Annotated in this window: 19 protein-coding genes; all 19 read right to left on the reverse strand. The window is 37.5% G+C overall.

Annotated features, from left to right (window positions below; genetic code table 11):
• Positions 1-143: 143 nt before the first annotated feature.
• The 19 genes from rpsO to tsf all read right to left on the reverse strand — a co-directional run bounded on the left by rpsO (position 144) and on the right by tsf (position 20,372).
• On the reverse strand, positions 144-413 hold the full coding sequence (gene rpsO / locus AC1DKZ_RS00755; RefSeq protein WP_001229392.1) for a 30S ribosomal protein S15: 270 nt from the start codon (positions 411-413) through the stop codon (positions 144-146).
• Between the two features lie 100 nt (positions 414-513).
• Positions 514-1,485, reverse strand: a complete 972-nt coding sequence (gene ribF / locus AC1DKZ_RS00760) for a bifunctional riboflavin kinase/FAD synthetase (protein WP_002128800.1) — start codon at positions 1,483-1,485, stop codon at positions 514-516.
• Between the two features lie 43 nt (positions 1,486-1,528).
• Positions 1,529-2,452, reverse strand: a complete 924-nt coding sequence (truB, locus tag AC1DKZ_RS00765) for a tRNA pseudouridine(55) synthase TruB (protein ID WP_476995538.1) — start codon at positions 2,450-2,452, stop codon at positions 1,529-1,531.
• 90 nt (positions 2,453-2,542) lie between these two features.
• On the reverse strand, positions 2,543-2,899 hold the full coding sequence (gene rbfA, locus AC1DKZ_RS00770; RefSeq protein ID WP_000776437.1) for a 30S ribosome-binding factor RbfA: 357 nt from the start codon (positions 2,897-2,899) through the stop codon (positions 2,543-2,545).
• A gap of 15 nt (positions 2,900-2,914) precedes the next feature.
• Positions 2,915-3,196, reverse strand: a complete 282-nt coding sequence (locus AC1DKZ_RS00775) for a DUF503 domain-containing protein (protein ID WP_002088157.1) — start codon at positions 3,194-3,196, stop codon at positions 2,915-2,917.
• Positions 3,193-5,259, reverse strand: a complete 2,067-nt coding sequence (gene infB, locus AC1DKZ_RS00780; protein WP_002014558.1) for a translation initiation factor IF-2 — start codon at positions 5,257-5,259, stop codon at positions 3,193-3,195. The genes AC1DKZ_RS00775 and infB overlap by 4 nt, the downstream gene beginning before the upstream one ends.
• A gap of 4 nt (positions 5,260-5,263) precedes the next feature.
• Positions 5,264-5,575 carry a YlxQ family RNA-binding protein gene (locus AC1DKZ_RS00785; RefSeq protein ID WP_001286519.1) on the reverse strand — a complete coding sequence of 104 codons (312 nt, stop codon included), beginning with the start codon at positions 5,573-5,575 and terminating at the stop codon, positions 5,264-5,266.
• The gene (gene rnpM, locus AC1DKZ_RS00790) at positions 5,576-5,848 is read right to left on the reverse strand and encodes an RNase P modulator RnpM (protein WP_002088161.1); all 273 of its coding nucleotides are present in this window, start codon (positions 5,846-5,848) and stop codon (positions 5,576-5,578) included. It lies immediately after the preceding gene.
• A gap of 11 nt (positions 5,849-5,859) precedes the next feature.
• Positions 5,860-6,966, reverse strand: a complete 1,107-nt coding sequence (gene nusA / locus AC1DKZ_RS00795; RefSeq protein WP_002014554.1) for a transcription termination factor NusA — start codon at positions 6,964-6,966, stop codon at positions 5,860-5,862.
• Between the two features lie 17 nt (positions 6,967-6,983).
• Positions 6,984-7,454, reverse strand: a complete 471-nt coding sequence (gene rimP, locus AC1DKZ_RS00800; protein WP_002088165.1) for a ribosome maturation factor RimP — start codon at positions 7,452-7,454, stop codon at positions 6,984-6,986.
• A gap of 333 nt (positions 7,455-7,787) precedes the next feature.
• A complete protein-coding gene (locus AC1DKZ_RS00805; protein WP_476995539.1) occupies positions 7,788-12,089 on the reverse strand; it encodes a PolC-type DNA polymerase III in 4,302 nt (1,433 codons plus the stop codon).
• A 124-nt stretch (positions 12,090-12,213) separates the two neighbouring features.
• A complete protein-coding gene (locus tag AC1DKZ_RS00810; RefSeq protein ID WP_476995540.1) occupies positions 12,214-13,914 on the reverse strand; it encodes a proline--tRNA ligase in 1,701 nt (566 codons plus the stop codon).
• 109 nt (positions 13,915-14,023) lie between these two features.
• Positions 14,024-15,280 (reverse strand): RIP metalloprotease RseP, encoded by a 1,257-nt coding sequence (rseP, locus tag AC1DKZ_RS00815; RefSeq protein ID WP_002088169.1) that lies wholly within the window; start codon positions 15,278-15,280, stop codon positions 14,024-14,026.
• 17 nt (positions 15,281-15,297) lie between these two features.
• The gene (gene dxr / locus AC1DKZ_RS00820) at positions 15,298-16,440 is read right to left on the reverse strand and encodes a 1-deoxy-D-xylulose-5-phosphate reductoisomerase (protein WP_002014547.1); all 1,143 of its coding nucleotides are present in this window, start codon (positions 16,438-16,440) and stop codon (positions 15,298-15,300) included.
• 23 nt (positions 16,441-16,463) lie between these two features.
• Positions 16,464-17,255, reverse strand: a complete 792-nt coding sequence (cdsA, locus tag AC1DKZ_RS00825; protein ID WP_476995541.1) for a phosphatidate cytidylyltransferase — start codon at positions 17,253-17,255, stop codon at positions 16,464-16,466.
• A gap of 17 nt (positions 17,256-17,272) precedes the next feature.
• Positions 17,273-18,049 carry an isoprenyl transferase gene (locus tag AC1DKZ_RS00830; RefSeq protein WP_002014545.1) on the reverse strand — a complete coding sequence of 259 codons (777 nt, stop codon included), beginning with the start codon at positions 18,047-18,049 and terminating at the stop codon, positions 17,273-17,275.
• Between the two features lie 85 nt (positions 18,050-18,134).
• Positions 18,135-18,692 (reverse strand): ribosome recycling factor, encoded by a 558-nt coding sequence (gene frr / locus AC1DKZ_RS00835; RefSeq protein ID WP_000531506.1) that lies wholly within the window; start codon positions 18,690-18,692, stop codon positions 18,135-18,137.
• Between the two features lie 3 nt (positions 18,693-18,695).
• On the reverse strand, positions 18,696-19,418 hold the full coding sequence (gene pyrH, locus AC1DKZ_RS00840; protein ID WP_002014544.1) for a UMP kinase: 723 nt from the start codon (positions 19,416-19,418) through the stop codon (positions 18,696-18,698).
• A gap of 66 nt (positions 19,419-19,484) precedes the next feature.
• Complete coding sequence (tsf, locus tag AC1DKZ_RS00845; RefSeq protein WP_002088177.1) at positions 19,485-20,372, reverse strand: translation elongation factor Ts; 888 nt, start codon at positions 20,370-20,372, stop codon at positions 19,485-19,487.
• Between the last annotated feature and the right edge of the window lies 1 nt (position 20,373).

Below are 20,373 nucleotides of genomic sequence, written 5' to 3' on the forward strand. Positions count from 1 at the left end.
TTAAAATATTCAATTCTTCTATGTAAATGGATAGTATATCACAATATTCTTTCCTCTAGTATTGCCGAAAATTAAGTAAGCTATAAAGAGTAGAAGATATATTTTTACCTAACAAAAAAGCGGGAATATTCCCGCTTCTTTGACTATCGACGTAAGCCAAGCTTTGTGATTAATTCACGGTAACGTGTGATATCGCTATTACGAAGGTAAGTAAGTAAGTTACGACGTTTACCAACCATCTTTAATAGACCACGACGTGAATGATGATCCTTCTTGTGAGTACGTAAGTGCTCGTTTAGAGTGTTAATTTGCTCCGTTAGGACAGCAATTTGAACCTCTGGAGAACCAGTATCAGTCTCATGAGTTCTAAATTGTGCAATGATTTCATTTTTACGCTCTTGTGTTAAAGCCATCCTATTTCACCTCCTAATAATTAAACCCCCAGTTACCTAGCAAGCATCGGTGAGTCGCAATGCCAAGTAATGGTTGTCATAAAGTACATAACATAGAATACTACTTTTCATTTGAAAAAGCAAGTATATTCTTTACGCTCGCAAAATATTCTTGGGCAACCTTTTTATCTTGAGCGATTTGAGCAACTAACTCATCAATTCCATTAAACTTTTTTTCTTCTCTTATACGCATGTGCCATTCCACTGTAACACTTTGATCGTATATGTCTTTATTAAATTCAAATAAATGCACTTCAATAGATAATTGACGCTCATTCTCTTTGAAAGTTGGTTTATATCCGATATTACATACACCATCATGCCATTCATCATGAACCTTCAATCTTACCGCATATACACCTACAGGTGGCAACAAATATTCATCACTTAAACCTACATTTGCAGTTGGGAAACCAATTTGACGTCCACGCTTATCACCGTGTACAACTGTTCCTTCTACCGTGTAAGCTCTCCCTAAAATAGATGGAATTTGTTCCATTTCACCGTTTCGAATTAACTTTCGTAATGAAGTAGAACTTACTTTTTCTTCTTGATATTCAACTTTTTCGATCACGGTCTGTGTAAACTCCCCTCTTGCATGAAATGGTAAAGTCTCCATCTTCCCTTTTCCTAAACGTCCATATGAATAATCAAAGCCTGCTACTACATGCTTTACATTTAAACCAATAATATACTCATCGACAAACTGCTGTGGTAATAATCCAGCAAATGGCTCATCGAATTTCACCACATATAAGATATCAATTCCTAAACTTGCGATGATTTCTTCTTTAAGGCGCATCGGTGTAATATACTCCACATGCGCTTCTTTTTTTCCTAATACAACAGATGGGTGTGGATGGAACGTCATGACAGCACTTTTACATCCTCTTTCATCCGCTATTTTTTTCGCTGTTCGAATCACACGTTGATGTCCTAAATGAATGCCATCAAAATATCCTAATGCCATTACAGTAGGTGGTAATTCTATTTTATTTTGTTCATGTGGATGAGTTAAATGAATAAGTTTCACGCTTGAATTCACCTTTTTCTGTAATAATCCTTCCAATAATTCATTATAGCTTTAGTTCTTGATTATTCACAAGTACTTTCATTGGCTTTAGCATTCCAGGGTGTTTTGGGTGATGCTCATAAATTGCTAAGCAACGATCATTTTTATCAAATACTGTAATAAATGGTGCTGTTGTTTCTAATTCATTGTTTAAGAACATACCGTTCTTTATTTTTTCAGCTTGCTTTTCATCTACAACCATTTTTGGAAACTTACTTAGCGCCTCATCAATTGAGATGAAAATAGACTCTACTGTTCCATTTTGCACGTTTTCTTCAATTTCTTCAAATGATATGCAATCTTCTAGTAAAAATTCACCAGATGCTGTTCTTACAAGGCGAGACATATGTGATGGAAATCCAAGTTTTTCACCTATCATTACTGCTAGTGTTCTTACATATGTCCCTTTACTACACGTTACACGGAAACGAAATGAAATATTTTCCCCTTCAAAAACTTCACGTTCATCAAGTAATACAAATTCATGAATTGTAATTGTACGAACTGGACGTTCAACTTCTTGTCCTGCCCTTGCATATTCGTATAGTTTTTTTCCGTTAACTTTTACAGCTGAGAACATCGGCGGCATTTGTTCAATTGTCCCTGTTAATTCCGCTAGTACCTCTTCTACTTCTTTACGTGTAATGACACGATTTACATCTTGTTTCTCCACAACTTCACCAGAAGCATCTTCTGTTGTTGTTGAAAATCCTAATGTCACTTCACCTTCGTATGTTTTTGTTTCACTTGTTAAAAATTGCGCAATTTTTGTTGCACGCCCAACGCAAATAGGTAATACTCCTGTTACATCTGGATCCAGTGTCCCTGTATGACCAATTCGTTTCTCACGCAATATCTTTCTTAATTTGAACACACAATCATGTGATGTCATTCCCTTTGGCTTATGTAATAATACTACACCTTCCATATACTCACCTCATCATTATTCTTTTGTAGTAATTGCAATTATGCAAAACTTATTTTACATTGAAAAAATGGATAGACAAATGTCTATCCATTATTCTTCACGTTTACCGTCTTTATTAATTTCATGTAAAAGTGTATCAATTCGATGACCATATCCGATAGACTCATCAAACTCAAAGGTAATTTCTGGTGTCTTACGAAGACGAATACGTTGGCCAATTTCTGAACGAATAAAGCCTTTTGCCTTCGCTAAACCTTTTAATGTATTTTCTTTCTGTTCTTCGTCACCTAAAACAGAAATGTATACTTTAGCAATTTGTAAATCTCCACTCACTTGTACATCTGTTACTGTAACAAATCCAATACGTGGGTCTTTAATTTTACGACTGATAATGTCGCCTAATTCTTTTTTCATTTGCTCGCCCACACGGTTCGCACGTAATTTCATAACTCTTCACCTCATTCAATACCATTCCAAATGTGTTATCGTACGTTCAATTTCAGGAAATGAATCGATATACTCAAGTACACGATTCATTTCTTTTTCACAGACAACACGATTTGAGGATACGGAAACAATTGCAATTTCTGTACGTTGCCATACATCTTGATGCCCAACTTCAGAAACAGCTACATTATAGCGCTGTTTCACACGAGTTAACACACGTTGCAAAATTGCTCGTTTCTCTTTTAAAGAATGCACATCGTAAATCATACACTCGAATGAGAGTGAAGCGATAATCATCGCTTCACTTCTTCCATAACGTATGCTTCAATGATGTCCCCTTCTTTAAGATCATTATATCTCTCAATTGTAATACCACATTCATAGTTTTGTGCAACTTCTTTTACGTCGTCTTTGAAACGTTTTAACGTATCAAGTTTTCCTTCGAAGACTACTACGCCATCACGGATAATACGAACGCCACTATCACGTGTAATTTTACCGTCTATTACGTAACAACCTGCGATTGTTCCAACTTTTGTTACTTTGAATGTTTGACGAACTTCCGCTTGACCGATTACTTTTTCTTCGAATTCTGGATCCAGCATACCTTGCATTGCTGATTCAATTTCTTCGATTACTTTATAGATAATACGGTGTAAACGAACATCAACTTTCTCTAATTCAGCTGTACGCTTCGCATTCACATCAGGGCGTACGTTAAATCCAATTACAATTGCATTAGATGCAGAAGCTAAAATAATATCAGATTCTGTAATCGCACCTACGCCTGTATGGATAATTTTCACTTTTACGCCTTCAACATCAATTTTACGAAGTGATGCTGCCATTGCTTCTACAGAACCTTGTACGTCTGCTTTCACAATTAAGTTAATTTCTTTTACATCGCCCTCTTGGATTTGTTGGAATAAATCTTCCAGGCTGAATTTAGATTTCTCACCACGTTGTGCAACTAACGCTTCTTGTGCACGTGATTCACCGATTTGACGAGCTTTCTTCTCATCAGCGAATGCCATGAAACGATCTCCCGCTTGTGGCACTTCATTTAAACCTGTAATTTCAACAGGAGTTGACGGACCAGCAACTTTTACACGACGACCAATATCACTTACCATTGCACGAACACGACCGAATGATGTTCCAACAACAATTGGATCTCCAACTCGAAGTGTACCGTTTTGAACAAGTAATGTCGCGATAGTTCCTTTACCTTTATCAAGCTGTGCTTCAATTACAGTACCAGCTGCATAGCGATTTGGATTTGCTTTATATTCTTCTACTTCACTCACAAGAAGGATCATTTCTAGTAAGTTGTCAATTCCCTCGCCTTGAATCGCAGAAATTGGTACGAAAATCGTGTCTCCGCCCCAAGCTTCTGGAACTAATTCATATTCTGTTAATTCTTGCATTACACGATCAGGATTTGCCGCTGGTTTATCCATTTTATTCACAGCAACAATAATTGGTACTCCAGCTGCTTTCGCATGGCTAATCGCTTCAACTGTTTGTGGCATAACACCGTCATCAGCTGCAACAACAAGAATTGTAATATCTGTTACTTGTGCACCACGAGCACGCATTGTTGTAAATGCCGCGTGACCTGGTGTATCTAAGAACGTAATTTTCTTATCATTTACATCAACTTGGTATGCACCGATATGCTGAGTAATTCCACCAGCTTCGCCAGCAGTTACTTTTGAATTACGGATAGAGTCAAGCAATGTTGTTTTACCATGGTCAACGTGTCCCATAATTGTAACAACAGCTGGACGTTCTTTTAAGTTTTCTTCATCATCTTGCTCATCGATGAATGTTTCAAATTCAGTTTCACTTACAACTACTTCTTCTTCTACTTCAATACCGTAATCAGTAGCAATTAACTCAATTGTATCTTTATCTAGGTCTTGGTTAATTGTCGCCATAATTCCTAGCATGAAGAGCTTTTTAATAATTTCAGATGGCTCTTTGCTTAACTTTTTAGCAAGGTCACCTACTGTAAGGCTTCCAGAGAAAGTGATTTTATCTGGTGTTTCTACTATTGGTGTTTGTTGTCTTCCAGCAAAGTTATCTTGACGTTTATCTTCATTCGCTTTGCCTTTTTTCTTATTCTTATTGCTGTTCTTTTTACTGCGAACAACTTTCTCTTCTACTTCAAACTCATCTGCAACAGAAGGTTTTTCCGCTCCAGCGCTATATTGATTATCTAATTTGTTTACTACTTCATCTTCTAACATTGTCATATGATTCGAAACCTCGATATTCATCTCTTTTAGTTTTGTCATAAGATCTTTACTTGAGATATTATTTTTTTTTGCATATTCATGTACTCGAATTTTACTCATACCTTCACCCCCGGTAATTTGTATCGAGCATGCTACGTAGCTTTTTCGCAAAGCCTTCATCTAAAACAGCTACAACGACTCGCTCGTCTCTCCCAATCGCATGCCCTAATTGTTGTCGATTTTCGACTTTTCTCATTGGTATGTTGTAGTACGTGGTTTTATCAATGATACGTTTTGTAGTGTTCGCTGACGCATCTTCAGAAAGCAATACTAGCTTTGCTTTGCCACTTCGTACTTCTTTTAAAACGAGTTCTTCACCCGAAATAATTTTTCGAGCGCGGTTTGCTAGTCCTAAAAATGATTTCCAATCAGACACTTATTTCGACTCCTTCTCAACAAGCTCAAGAAGCTCTTCGTACAGAGAACTGTCGATTTTCGCTTTTAGATGATGTTCCAAAATGTTTTTCTTTTGGGCTTGAATAATGCTTTCTTTATCTTTTGATAAATATGCACCTCGTCCTGATTTTTTTCCTGATAAATCAATAGACACTTCGCCCTCTTTGGAACGAACAATGCGAACTAGCTCTCGTTTTGATTTCATCTCTTGCGTCGCAATACATTTTCGTAACGGAACTTTTCGATTGCTCATACTCATCACCTCTATTCGATTTCGTCTTCAGCTGAATCGAATCCGAATGCGATTACGCTATCTTCTTCTGTCACAATACCAAGTTGTTTCGCATCAGACTCACTTTTAATATCAATTTTCCAGCCTGTTAATTTAGCTGCAAGACGCGCATTTTGTCCACGCTTACCAATCGCTAATGAAAGCTGGTGGTCTGGAACAACAACAGTTGTTGCTTTCTCTGCTTCATCTACAAGTACTTTAACAACCTGTGATGGACTTAAAGCATTTGCAACATATTCAACTGGGTCATTCGACCAGCGAACGATGTCAATCTTTTCACCTTTTAGTTCATCTACAACGCGTTGTACACGTTGTCCTTTCGGTCCTACACAAGAACCTACTGGATCAACATCGATATTCTCTGCATATACAGAAATTTTAGAACGGTCGCCTGCTTCACGTGCTACAGAGCGAATTTCTACAGTTCCATCATAAATTTCTGGAACTTCCATTTCGAATAAACGTTTTAAAAGACCAGGATGTGTACGTGATACGTAAATTTGTGGTCCTTTTGTTGTCTTTTCTACTTTTGTAATAAATACGCGAATACGATCATGTGGTTTATATTGCTCATTTGGCATTTGCTCACTTACAGGTAATAAAGCTTCTACTTTACCTAAGCTTACATAGATGAAACGAGCATCTTGGCGCTGTACAATACCAACCATAATGTCTTCTTCACGATCACTAAATTCTGAATAAATTACACCACGTTCCGCCTCACGAACTCGTTGTGTTACAACTTGTTTTGCAGTTTGTGCTGCAATACGACCAAAATCTTTTGGCGTTACTTCAATTTCTAGTACGTCACCATCTTGGTAGTTTGGATTAATTTGTCTTGCCTCTTCTACAGAGATTTCAAGACGTGGATCAAACACATTATCTACAACGTCCTTACGTGCTAAAACTTGAATTGTTCCCACTTCTGGGTTAAAGCTCACACGAACGTTTTGTGCTTGGTTAAAATTGCGTTTATAAGCAGAGATTAATGCTGCTTCAATCGCATCAATAATAATATCTTTGCTAATACCTTTTTCTGACTCTAATACGAGCAAAGCATCTAACAACTCAGTGCTCATGAAGATCCCCCTTCTTACTAAAACGTAACAGCAAGTCGCGCATTTGCAACTTTATCCATTGGAATTTGGATTTCTTTTTTACGTGTTTTAATTGTTAATAGTAGTGTAATTGTATTACCGTCGTAGGAAAGTAGCTTTCCTTCAAACATCTTCTCACCATCAATCGGCTTATATGTTTTAATTGCCACTTGTTTTCCTACCGCTTGCTGGAAGTCTTTCTCTTTCTTTAATGGACGTTCCGCTCCAGGAGATGATACATCCAAAAAGTAAAGATGAGGAATTGGATCCTCTTTATCTAAAGCTTCGCTTAAACGTTCACTTACCGCACCGCATTCTTCAATTTCGACTCCCTTTTCAGAATCGATGAATACGCGTAAGAACCAGTCTTGTCCTTCTTGCACATACTCTACATCTACAAGTTCAAGATTTAACTCTTCAACGATTGGCTGCGCAAATGCTTCTACAATTTCTGTGACTTTCTTATCCATAAACAGCCTCCTTCCTGCCGCCATGTACCATTTACAAGAAAAGATCCCGTTCATAAAGACGGTCTATCTTATTCTTTCTCGTTAGCTAACAAAAGCCCCTGCCGTTAAGCAGGGAATATCTGTCTTAGTATTACCAAATTTAAGAAGTAAAACTTGTAACAAAATATGTATATACGACAGAAATATCTTTACTATCTACATCAGCAAAATGTAGATAGTAACACGAAAGAGTGGGTTTCCCCACTCTCTTTTTCACAAAATATACATGACATGGTTATCTCGGTTTATAGTATACCATAGCAAATGTTGATTTGCAAAGATTTTTCCTACCTATTAGAACAGTGACAATTGGTTTTGATCCGGTAAATCTCCTAGACAACCTTGACCATCTAAATACTCAATAATCGTTTTAGAAACCTTACTGCGCTGCTGTAAGTCTTCTTTTGATAAGAAATCACCATTTTTACGAGCTTCAACAATACTGAAAGCTGCGTTTGTACCAAGACCGGGAACTGCATTAAATGGAGGAATTAAAGCATCCCCATCAATTATAAATTCGGTTGCATGCGAGCGGTATAAATCAACCTTTTGGAATGAATAACCACGCTCACACATTTCAAGTGTCATTTCTAGTACCGTTAATAAACTCTTCTCTTTCGGTGCTGCATCCAATCCTTTTTGTGCAATCTCATCAATTTTCACACGTATGGATGCTGAACCTTTCGCCATCGCCTCTACATCAAAGTCATCTGCACGAACTGTAAAATATGCCGCATAGAATAAAAGTGCGAAATGTACTTTAAAGTATGCAATACGTACAGCCATAAGTACGTAAGCAGCCGCATGGGCTTTAGGGAACATGTACTTAATCTTCTTACATGAATCAATATACCAACCTGGTACATTGTTATTTCTCATTTCCTCTTCCCATTCTTCAGGTACACCTTTACCTTTACGCACCGACTCCATGATTTTGAAGGCTAATGATGGATCCAAGCCTTGATAAATTAAATATACCATGATGTCATCACGACAACCGATAACTTCACTCAGTGTACACGTACCGTTATAAATTAATTCATTCGCATTACCTAACCATACATCTGTACCATGGGACAGTCCAGAAATTTGGACAAGCTCTGAAAACGTCGTTGGTTTCGTTTCTTCTAACATTTGTCTTACGAATTTCGTACCAAACTCTGGTATACCAAGTGTACCTGTTTTACAGTTAATTTGTTCTTCCGTTACCCCTAAAGATTCTGGACCAGAGAAAATTTTCATTACTTCTGGATCATCCGTTGGGATTGTTTTCGGGTCAATACCACTTAAATCTTGAAGCATACGAATAACAGTCGGATCATCGTGTCCTAATATATCAAGTTTCAATAAATTATCATGAATTGAGTGGAAGTCAAAGTGCGTTGTTCTCCACTCAGCACCTATTGAATCAGCCGGAAACTGAATTGGTGAAAAGTCAAAGATATCCATGTAATCTGGTACAACGATAATACCACCTGGATGCTGTCCGGTCGTACGCTTTACACCTGTACATCCTGCAACTAAGCGATCAATCTCTGCATTTCGAATTGTTAAGTTATGATCATTAGCATAACCTTTCACATACCCATAAGCGGTTTTTTCCGCAACCGTACCAATTGTTCCTGCGCGGTATACATAATCTTCACCGAACAGTAATTTCGTATAGTTATGGGCGCGTGGTTGGTATTCTCCGGAGAAATTCAAATCGATATCCGGTACCTTATCCCCTTTAAATCCAAGGAACGTTTCGAAAGGAATGTCATGGCCATCTTTCACATATGGAACATTACATGTTGGGCATTCTTTATCTGGTAAATCAAAACCAGAACCTACAGAACCGTCATTAAAGAACTCTGATTGTTTACACTTTGGACATACATAGTGCGGTGGTAATGGGTTTACTTCTGTAATTTCCATCATCGTTGCAACAAATGATGAACCTACCGATCCACGCGAACCTACTAGATAACCGTCCACTAACGATTTTTTCACAAGCTTATGTGAAATTAAATAAATAACGGCGAATCCATGTCCAATAATACTTTTCAATTCTTTTTCCAAACGAGCTTCTACAATTTCCGGTAGTTCATCTCCATAGATACTTCTTGCCATTATATAGCTCATATCACGTGTTTCATCATCAGCACCTTCAATTTTCGGTGTGTATAAATCATCTTTTACTGGACGAACATCACCAATTAATGATGCGATTTTGTGTGTATTTGTCACAACAATTTCTTTTGCTTTGTCTTCACCTAAGAATGAAAAACAATCTAGCATTTCATTTGTTGTACGGAAATGTACAGGCGGTAATGAATGGCGATTTAACGGATTAGCTCCTCCCTGCGAACTGACTAAAATTTTCCGATATATCGCGTCCTCTGGATCTAAATAATGCACATTCCCAGTAGCAACAACTGGCTTATCTAACGTCTCACCTAGTTTTACTAAGTTAGAAATTATTGTTTTTAACTGTCCTTCATCTCGAACGAGTTCACGTTCCACTAAATGACGTAACACTTCTGGAGGCATAACCTCAATGTAATCGTAAAACTGTGCAATTTCTTCTACTTCTTCAGGCGCTTTTTGCATCATAGCTTCAAACACTTCACCTTTGTCACAAGCTGTCCCTACTAAAATGCCTTCGCGATATTTTTTTAATAGTGATCGTGGTACACGTGGTACACGATAAAAGTAATTCAAGTGAGAATATGAAACAAGTTTATATAAGTTTTTCAACCCAACATCTGATGTGGCAAGTAACGTCATATGACTTGGACGCCCACGTTTATATGCATCCCCTTGTCCCATACTATCGTTTAGTTGATCGTGATATTCAAATCCCTTTTCAATCACATCTTTTAACATCTTCACAAGTAAATATCCCGTTGCTTCTGTATCATAAATCGCACGGTGATGTTGCGTTAATTCAATATCAAGCTTTTTACACATCGTATTTAATCGATGATTTTTCATTTCTGGGAATAAGAACCGTGCAAGTTCTAACGTATCAATAACTGGATTTTTCGTTTTTTCTATCCCAGCCTTTTTAAAACCTACGTTAATAAAGCCCATATCGAAGCTTGCGTTATGAGCAACAAGTGTATGGTCACCCATCCATTCCTCAAACTTTTTAAACACTTCGTCCACTTCTGGTGCATCAGTTAACATATCATCTGTAATACCTGTTAATTCAATAATCGTCGCCGATAATGGTTGATGAGGATTTGCGAAAGATTCAAAGCGATCAATAATTTCTCCACCTTTTACCTTTACAGCAGCTAACTCAATGACTGTATCATATACAGCAGATAGCCCTGTTGTCTCAACGTCAAAGACAACATATGTTTCTTCTGCAAGTAGACGATGTGCTTCGTTATATGCTATCGGCACACCATCATTAACTAAATTTGCTTCTACACCATATAGAACTTTAACTCCAGCCTTTTTACCAGCAGAATATGCTTCTGGGAACGACTGTGCAACAGCATGGTCTGTAACTGCAATAGCCTCATGCCCCCATTTTCCGGCTTGGGCAACGAGCTTAGAAACAGAAGTAACAGCATCCATTTGACTCATTGGAGTATGAAGATGAAGTTCTACTCTTTTTTCCCCTTCTTTTGCTTTATCTTTACGAGAAGGTCCCGTTATTTCATTTATATCATTTGCGATCATAACTAAATCACGCACGAATGTATCATTTTGAACTGAACCACGCGCTTTTACCCAAGTTCCTTTTTTCAAGGATTGTAACATCGGGATATCTTCTTTATCACGTGAGAACATCTTAATCATAATAGAGTCCGTATAGTCAGTTATCTTTAAAGTTAATAATGTACGTCCACTACGAAGTTCTTTCGTCTCTACATGGAAAACATACCCTTGAACGGTTTTTCTTCTTTCTTCATCTTGAATTTCACGCAGCGGCGTAATCTCTTCATCTGGCTTAATAAGATAACCAAGCACAACTGGTCCTTCATGAACAACATCACTTTCTTCAGCTTGCCTTTTAGCCATCTCTTCCATAGCCTGTATAACTCGTTGACGATCTTCTTCCTGTGTTTGCTCACGAAACTTTTGCATTTCTTCTGCATTTTGCTTTATATGTGTGTCTAACTGAAAACGCGGGAATCCAAAAGCTTCGTATTGATCACCTACTGGTTTCGCAACGTTTTTCTTTAAAGTAGTAGATTCCAGCTCATTATTCACATTTAATAGCAACTTCACGCCATTGACCTGCGGAAGTTGCTTCTTTAAGTACGCGAACATAGGTGAAAATGTAATTCGTTCTGTACAAAGCGGCCAATATGCCTTCACTTCTTCTTCTGTAAATTGTTTATTCTCTGCTTCTAATGCAAATGTTGTTCTTGCAATATGAGAAAATGATTGCTTAAGCTTTGTTTCTAGCAACTCATATAATTCTGTCGGCAAAATACGTGGCACTTGTAAGTCAAAATGCCAACTTTTATTCGCTTTATCAATAACTAGCTTTTCAATACCACCGCCATGTAAATATTGATTTATAAGGTCTTCTGGTATTTGCAACTGTTGGAGCAAAATTTGAAATCGCTCTTGTTGTTCATTTGTTAATGACATAAGCACTCTCCTTCCATTTGCTATTATAAATTGAAACGTACTACAAAGAAAGATTTCTTCCTTCTTCTTTTACAAAATACGTTTACAAAGAAAGAGAAGGTACCTCATTACGAGGTACCTCTTCTTATTTTAAAATATTAGCAATATATGTTTGAAGTTCTTCTACTTTCACTTCTTCAGACTCGCCTGTAGCACGTACTTTCACTTCTACAATACCTTCATCTGCTTTTTTACCAACTGTAACACGAACTGGAAGGCCGAATAAATCTGCATCTGCAAATTTAACACCTGCACGTTCTGCACGATCATCTAGTAATACTTCGTATCCTTGCTCTTGTAATGAGTTATAGATATTTCCACCCATTTCACGTTGTGCATCAGATTTCATATTTACTGGAATTACATGCACATGGAACGGTGCAACAGATTTTGGCCAAACTAAACCATTCTCATCATTAAACTGCTCTGCAATTGCTGCCACTGTACGAGATACACCGATACCGTAACAACCCATAATAAGTGGTTTTGTTTTTCCGTTTTCATCTAGGAACGTTGCATTCATTGCTTCACTATAACGAGTTCCTAATTTGAATACATGACCAACTTCAATTCCACGTGCGAAAAGAATTGTTCCATTTCCATCTGGAGATTGGTCTCCTTCTTGGATGAAGCGTAAATCTGTATATTGACTTACTTTAAAGTCACGTTCTGGATTTACATTTACATAATGGAATCCTTCTTCGTTCGCTCCTGAACATCCGTTGACAATTGATGCTACAGCATGGTCAGCGACAATTTCGATATCACTTGTAACACCAATCGGTCCTAAAGAACCCACTTCACAGTTTAATAACTCTTTTATTTCTTCATGTGAAGCAAGCTCAACGACTGAAGCTCCGTATACATTCTTCACTTTTACATCATTGACTTCATGATCGCCACGAACAAGTACTACTACTAATTTCGCATCTACTTTAAACACCATAGATTTAATGCATTTTTCCGCTGCGATATTTAAGAATGCAGATACTTCTTCAATAGCTTTTTGATCTGGAGTTGCTACTTTTTCAAGTGCTTTTTCGGCTTCATCACTCTTCGTATACGTAGCAACAACAGGAGCCATTTCAATATTTGCCGCATAATCAGATGTATTAGAATACGCAATTGTATCTTCACCTACATCAGATAACACCATAAATTCGTGTGTATCTTTTCCACCCATTGCTCCAGAATCAGCGATAACTGCACGGAAATTCAAACCACAACGAGCAAAGATATTAGAATACGCTTTGTATAAACCGCTATATACTTCATCCAAACTTTCTTGTGTTGCATGGAAAGAATACGCATCTTTCATTAAAAATTCTCTTCCGCGTAATAAACCGAAACGTGGTCTTTGCTCATCACGGAATTTTGTTTGAATTTGATATAATGTTAATGGTAGTTTTTTGTATGATTTAATTTCATCACGTACAAGATCTGTAATTACTTCCTCATGAGTTGCCCCTAGCGCAAACTCGCGAGCATTACGATCTTTCATACGCATTAATTCTGATCCGTAAGAATACCAACGGCCTGATTCTTGCCATAATTCAGAAGCTTGCATAGCTGGCATTAATAGTTCTACTGCCCCTGCGCGCTCCATTTCTTCACGAACAATACGTTCTACTTTGTGTAACACTTTTAAACCCAATGGTAGAAAACTATAAATACCAGAAGCATTTTGACGCATAAACCCTGCGCGAAGTAATAATTGATGACTCTTAATTTCAGCATCTGCTGGAACTTCACGTAATGTAGGACTGAATACCATACTTTGTTTCATTTATTCGCACCTCTTCATTTTACTCTTACACGCAATAAAACCCCTCACCTCGAGTTAGGTGAGGGATTTTATTCTATGAGCTCTATTTCATTATAAACTTCTTCTTATTTTACAAGAAAAACTTACGGATGTCATTCCATGTTACAACTAACATAAGCAACATTAATAATGCAAACCCAATAAAGTGAACCATTCCTTCTTTTTGACGATCAATTGGTTTTCCTCGTAACGCTTCAATTAAGAAGAAGAACAAACGTCCACCGTCTAAAGCTGGGACTGGTAATAAATTAAATAAACCAAGGTTAATACTTAAAACTGCCGCTAAACTTAGTACACGCGTAAATCCATAATCTACAACTTGATCTGTTAGATTATAAATTCCTACTGGACCTGACAACTCATTAATAGAAAATTGACCCGTTACTAATTTCACAAGAGAATCAAAAATTAGTTTCGTCCATTCGTATGTTTGTTCAAACCCTGATTTAATAGAACCCATCACTGTTTTCTCTACAGGAGAATAAACACCAATTCTACCAACTTCGTCTTTTCCTTCTTTATCAAGCGTTGGTGTTACTTTCACATTAAATTGCTCACTATCACGCTTTACATGTAACGTAATTTCTTTATTTGGGTTTTCACGTACAATCGTTACAACATCTTTCCATGTACTAGTGTTTTTCCCATTGATTGCTTGAATTGTATCGTTTTCTTTTAATCCAGCTTGTTCTGCAGCACTATTCTCCATTACTTTTCCGACCATTGGTTTGTCAACAGGAACTCCTTGTACAAATCCAAGAATCACAAAAATAACAAATGCTAGAATAAAGTTCATTGCAGGACCTGCAAAGATTGTTAGAGCACGTTGGCCCAATTTTTTAGAGCCAAATTGTCTATTGTACGGAGCGATTTGAATTTCTTCTCCCGCAGAAATGATACGAGCTTTTTCATTCACTCGGAATGTTTGCAGCTCTTCCTCGTACTCTTCATAACCCAAAATTGTAAGATTATGCTCTAAATCAGCTTGTTCGACTTCAATGACACGAACATTTGGATATTTTTCATGTCCGTCAAAAACTAATTTCACAACTTCGTCTTTTTCATTTAATACAAGTCCAACCTTTTTTCCAGGTTTTAACTCAACTGTGTCCGCATCCTCGCCAGCCATTCTTACATAGCCACCAAGGGGCAGTAATCGAATCGTATACACCGTTTCATTCTTTTCAAATGAGAATATTTTCGGACCAAAACCAATCGCAAACTCGCGGCACAAAATACCTGCTCTTTTTGCGAAATATAGATGCCCTAGCTCATGGAAAAATACGAGTGCACCGAAAATTAATATAAAGGCAATCGCTGTATTCAATTCCATAACCACCTTTGCTAAATTTGTTCCATCACAAACCGTCTTGTGGCTGCGTCAATTTCCTGAATTTCCTCTAAGCTCGGACGTGCAATGACAGTGTGATGGTGCATTGCTTTTTCAATGAGGTCTTCCACTGTTAAGAAACCAATTCTCTTTTGTAAAAAAGCTTCAACAGCTACTTCATTTGCCGCGTTCATTACAGCCGGCATACTTCCACCTGTCTTTCCAGCTTCATACGCAAAACGTAGACAACGGAAACGCTCTTGATTCATTTTCTCAAAATGCAATGTTCCCATTTCCCATAAATTTAACTGTTTCGTGTCTGAAAGAGGTAATCTATCAGGATATGTAAGCGCGTATTGAATCGGTACTCGCATATCAGGTGAGCCAAGCTGTGCCATTACACTACGATCTTCAAATTCAACCATAGAATGAATAATACTTTCTTTATGTAGAACAACATCGATTTGCTCATAAGGGATACCAAAAAGCCAGTGTGCTTCAATTACTTCTAGCCCCTTATTCATCATTGTAGCAGAATCAATTGTAATTTTCGAACCCATTGACCAGTTTGGATGACGAAGTGCATCTTCTACGGTCACTTGATGCAATTCATCTCTCGTTTTATCACGAAAACTTCCGCCTGAAGCAGTTATAATTAAGCGAGAGATTCTTTTTTCATTTTCACCATTCAAGCATTGAAAAATAGCTGAATGTTCACTGTCTACTGGAAGTAACGATACATTATGTTTTCGTGCTGCTTCCATTACAAGATGCCCTGCAGTTACTAACGTTTCTTTATTTGCAATTCCAATTGTTTTTTTCGCCTCAATTGCGCGGAGTGTCGGTAACAACCCTACGCTACCTACAACAGCATTCACTACAATTTCTGTATCTGGGTGCAGCGCTACTTCTAATAAGCCTTCGCTACCATATACTACTTTTGTATTACCAGAAACAGCTTGTAATTTTAAAACATCTTCCTCTCTTTGCACAGAGACAATTTGTGGGGAAAATTCTTGAATTACCTTTACTGCATAATCAACATTTTTCCCTACAGAAAAAGCAACGAGACGGAATTGGTCTGGGTGCGAGCGTAACACATCTAATGTTTGTGTACCGATTGATCCGCTTGCACCTAGTAAACTAATGTTTTTCATGACTCCAACCCCTCGTTCATTTATTAATTGTATTGTAATAAGAAGTATAGAATTGGTAACACAAATAACCAACTATCTGTTCGATCTAAAATACCACCATGTCCAGGTAAAATTGTACCTGAATCCTTTACACCATAATGGCGTTTAAATGCAGATTGCACTAAATCACCAATTTGTCCAAAAATAGAAATGATAATCGTCAGAACGATTAAAACTCCTACATTCGCTTCAACTGGGAAGAACATATTGTAAACAAGTGCAACAACAATTCCACAAACAATACCGCCTAATGAACCTTCAATCGTTTTATTCGGACTAATTTCTGGCCATAATTTTCTTTTTCCAAATGCTTTTCCTATGAAATATGCACCTGAATCAGTTGCCCATATGACAAATAGTGCACAGAACACATATTTGATTCCTAATATTCTCGTTTCATTTAAATATAAGAATCCCATTCCAACATATGTCGTTGCCATAAGTAAAAATGAAGCATTGTCAAAAGTAAATGTATTCTTAGAAAGGACTGTATATGATAAAAGTAATAAAACAATCACAAATGTGATTTCTAATTTACCTAACCCAATCCACGTAAACAGTTCTGATGCACTACTCGGAATTAAAATAACCCACAATAATACTGCAGCTAAAACTGTTGGTACCGAAATAAGCGTAAGCTTGTTCATACGAATTAATTCATATAAACCTATAGAAGCAAGTGCATACACTAAAACTGTAAAAGGCACGCCACCGTAAATTACGATGGGAATGAATAGCGCGGCAGCAATCACTCCAGTAATAATTCTCTGTTTCACTACCAAACCCTCTCTTTCTACACGCCTCCGAATCTGCGCCCTCTATGTTGAAAGTCTGTAATCGCATTTAGCAAATGTTCCTCGGTAAAATCTGGCCAATACACATCTGTAAACCAAAATTCCGAATAAGCAATTTGCCATAACATGAAATTACTAATACGTAGCTCTCCGCTTGTACGGATTAACAACTCTGGATCAGGTAAAGAACTCGTCATTAAGTAAGAAGAAATCTTTTCTTCACTTATTTCTTCCGAACGAATTTTTCCTTCCTCACTATCTTTCATCATATGTTGCACAGCAGAAACGATTTCATCTCGACTTCCATAGTTTAACGCGAAATTAAGAATTAATCCCGTATTCTCTTTCGTATCTTCCATGGCTTTTTCCATCGCTCTGCGCGTATGCGTAGGAAGACGATCTTTTTGCCCTATTACTCGGACTTGTACGTTTTCTTCAATCAACTCTGGTAAAAATGCACCTAAAAATTCTTCTGGAAGCTTCATCAAATAATCAACTTCTTTTTTCGGTCTTTTCCAGTTCTCAGTCGAAAAAGCATAAAGAGTTAATACTTTCACATCAAGCTTACTTGCAAATTTTGTGATTTTCTTCACAACTTGCATACCTTCATGATGACCAGCAATGCGAGGCATGGCTCTTCTCTTTGCCCATCTTCCATTACCATCCATAATAATAGCAATATGTTCTGGGATATATCCTTTTTTCACTTTTTCAATGAGATGATCAAACGATGTGACCTTTTTACTTTTAAAAAAAGGAAACTTTTTAAACATCATTCATACCCTCCAACAAGCAGACGTATGCCTAAAAGTGTAAAAAGACCCCCTTAAGAAGAGGGTCATATTTGCGAAATTATCGCTATTACACTTCCATAATTTCTTTTTCTTTGTTTTTTGCGATTTCGTCAACTTTTGCAATATATTTATCTGTTTCTTTTTGGATATCTTCAGTATATCCTCTTAAATCATCTTCTGTTATGTCGCCAGCTTTTTCAAGCTTCTTAAGGTCATCATTACTGTCACGACGTACGTTACGAACAGCAACTTTTGCTTCCTCAGCATATTTCTTCACAACTTTTACAAGATCGCGACGACGCTCTTCTGTTAATGCAGGGAATGCAATACGAATTACAGTTCCATCATTAGAAGGGTTTAAGCCTAAATCTGCTTTTAAAATTGCTTTTTCAATATCACCGATAGAAGTTTTATCATAAGGTTGAATTACAAGCAAACGTGCTTCTGGAACTGTAATGTTCGCTAATTGCACAACTGGTGTTGGTGCACCATAGTAATCAACTTGTACCTTATCTAATACAGACGAGCTTGCACGACCAGCGCGAACTGTTGCTAATTCACGAGAATAAGCAGCAACTGCTTTTTCCATTTTTTCATTTGAAGACTTCAATACTTGTTGTCCCATAATTTATTTCCCCCTTACAACTGTTCCAATATTTTCGCCTAAAACGGCACGTTTAATGTTACCTTTTTCCATAACCGAGAATACAATTAATGAAATATCATTATCCATACATAAAGAAGAAGCTGTAGAATCCATTACACCTAAACCTGCTTTTAATACATCTAAGTAAGTAAGTGTTTCGTATTTCGTAGCTGTTGGGTCAATAGATGGATCTGCACTATATACGCCATCCACATTATTTTTCGCCATTAAAATAACGTCCGCTTCGATTTCAGCTGCACGTAATGCCGCTGTTGTATCTGTAGAGAAGTATGGGTTACCTGTACCTGCAGCAAAGATAACAACACGTTTTTTCTCTAAGTGACGAATTGCTTTACGACGAATGTAAGGCTCTGCCACTTGACGCATCTCAATTGAAGTTTGTACGCGAGTTTGAATTCCAATATTCTCTAAGCTATCTTGAAGAGCTAATGAATTCATAACTGTTGCTAACATGCCCATGTAATCTGCTCCTGCACGATCCATGCCCATTTCGCTTCCAATTTTCCCACGCCAAATGTTACCGCCACCAACAACAACAGCAACCTCTACATCAAGTTCTGCAATTTCTTTCACTTGTTCCGCAACTGACTTAATAACAGCTGGGTTAATTCCAAATCCTTGCTCGCCAGCTAAAGCTTCTCCGCTCAGCTTTAAAACGACACGATTATATTTCGGTTTACTCATAATGAACCTCCAATTGCTTACATCTTTATTTTAAAAAAGGGAACACAATGTGTTCCCTAATCTGTATTAGTTGTTACCTTTTACTTGGTTCATTACTTCTTCAGCAAAGTTGTCTTCGCGTTTTTCGATACCTTCACCAACAGCGTAGCGAACGAATCCTTTTAATGTTCCGCCTTTAGACTCAACGAATTGACGAACTTTCATGTCAGGATTCTTAACGAATGTTTGGTCAAGTAAGCAAATCTCTTCAAAGAATTTGCCAAGACGGCCTTCTACCATTTTCGCAACGATTTTTTCAGGCTTGCCTTCGTTTAAAGCTTGTTGTGTTAATACTTGACGCTCATGCTCAACTTCTTCAGCTGTTACAGCATCGCGGTCGATGTATTTAGGGTTAACTGCTGCGATGTGCATTGCTACATCTTTAGCAGCTGCTTCGTCAGTAGAACCTTCAAGAACTGTTAATACACCAATACGTCCACCCATGTGTAGGTAAGCGCCGAATGCATCAGCATCAGTTTTTGATACGATTTCGAAACGACGAAGTGTAAGTTTTTCACCAATTTTAGCGATTGCTTCGTTGATGTGCTCTTCTACTGTTTTGCCGCCTTCGATTGTTTGAGCCATAGCTTCTTCAACGTTAGCAGGTTTGTTAGCTAATAAGTGAGCAGCTAATTCTTTAATTAACGCTTGGAAACCTTCGTTTTTCGCAACGAAATCAGTCTCAGAGTTTAATTCTAAGATTAAACCTTCGTTACCGTTTGTTTCGATGAAAGTTAAACCTTCAGCAGCGATGCGGTCTGCTTTTTTAGCAGCTTTCGCAATACCTTTTTCACGTAAGAAGTCAATTGCTTTCTCCATGTCGCCGTTAGTTTCTGTTAAAGCTTTTTTGCAGTCCATCATACCTGCGCCAGTTTTTTCGCGAAGTTCTTTTACCATTTGTGCAGTGATTGCCATA

This window comes from Bacillus sp. 05T21 (assembly GCF_056396785.1).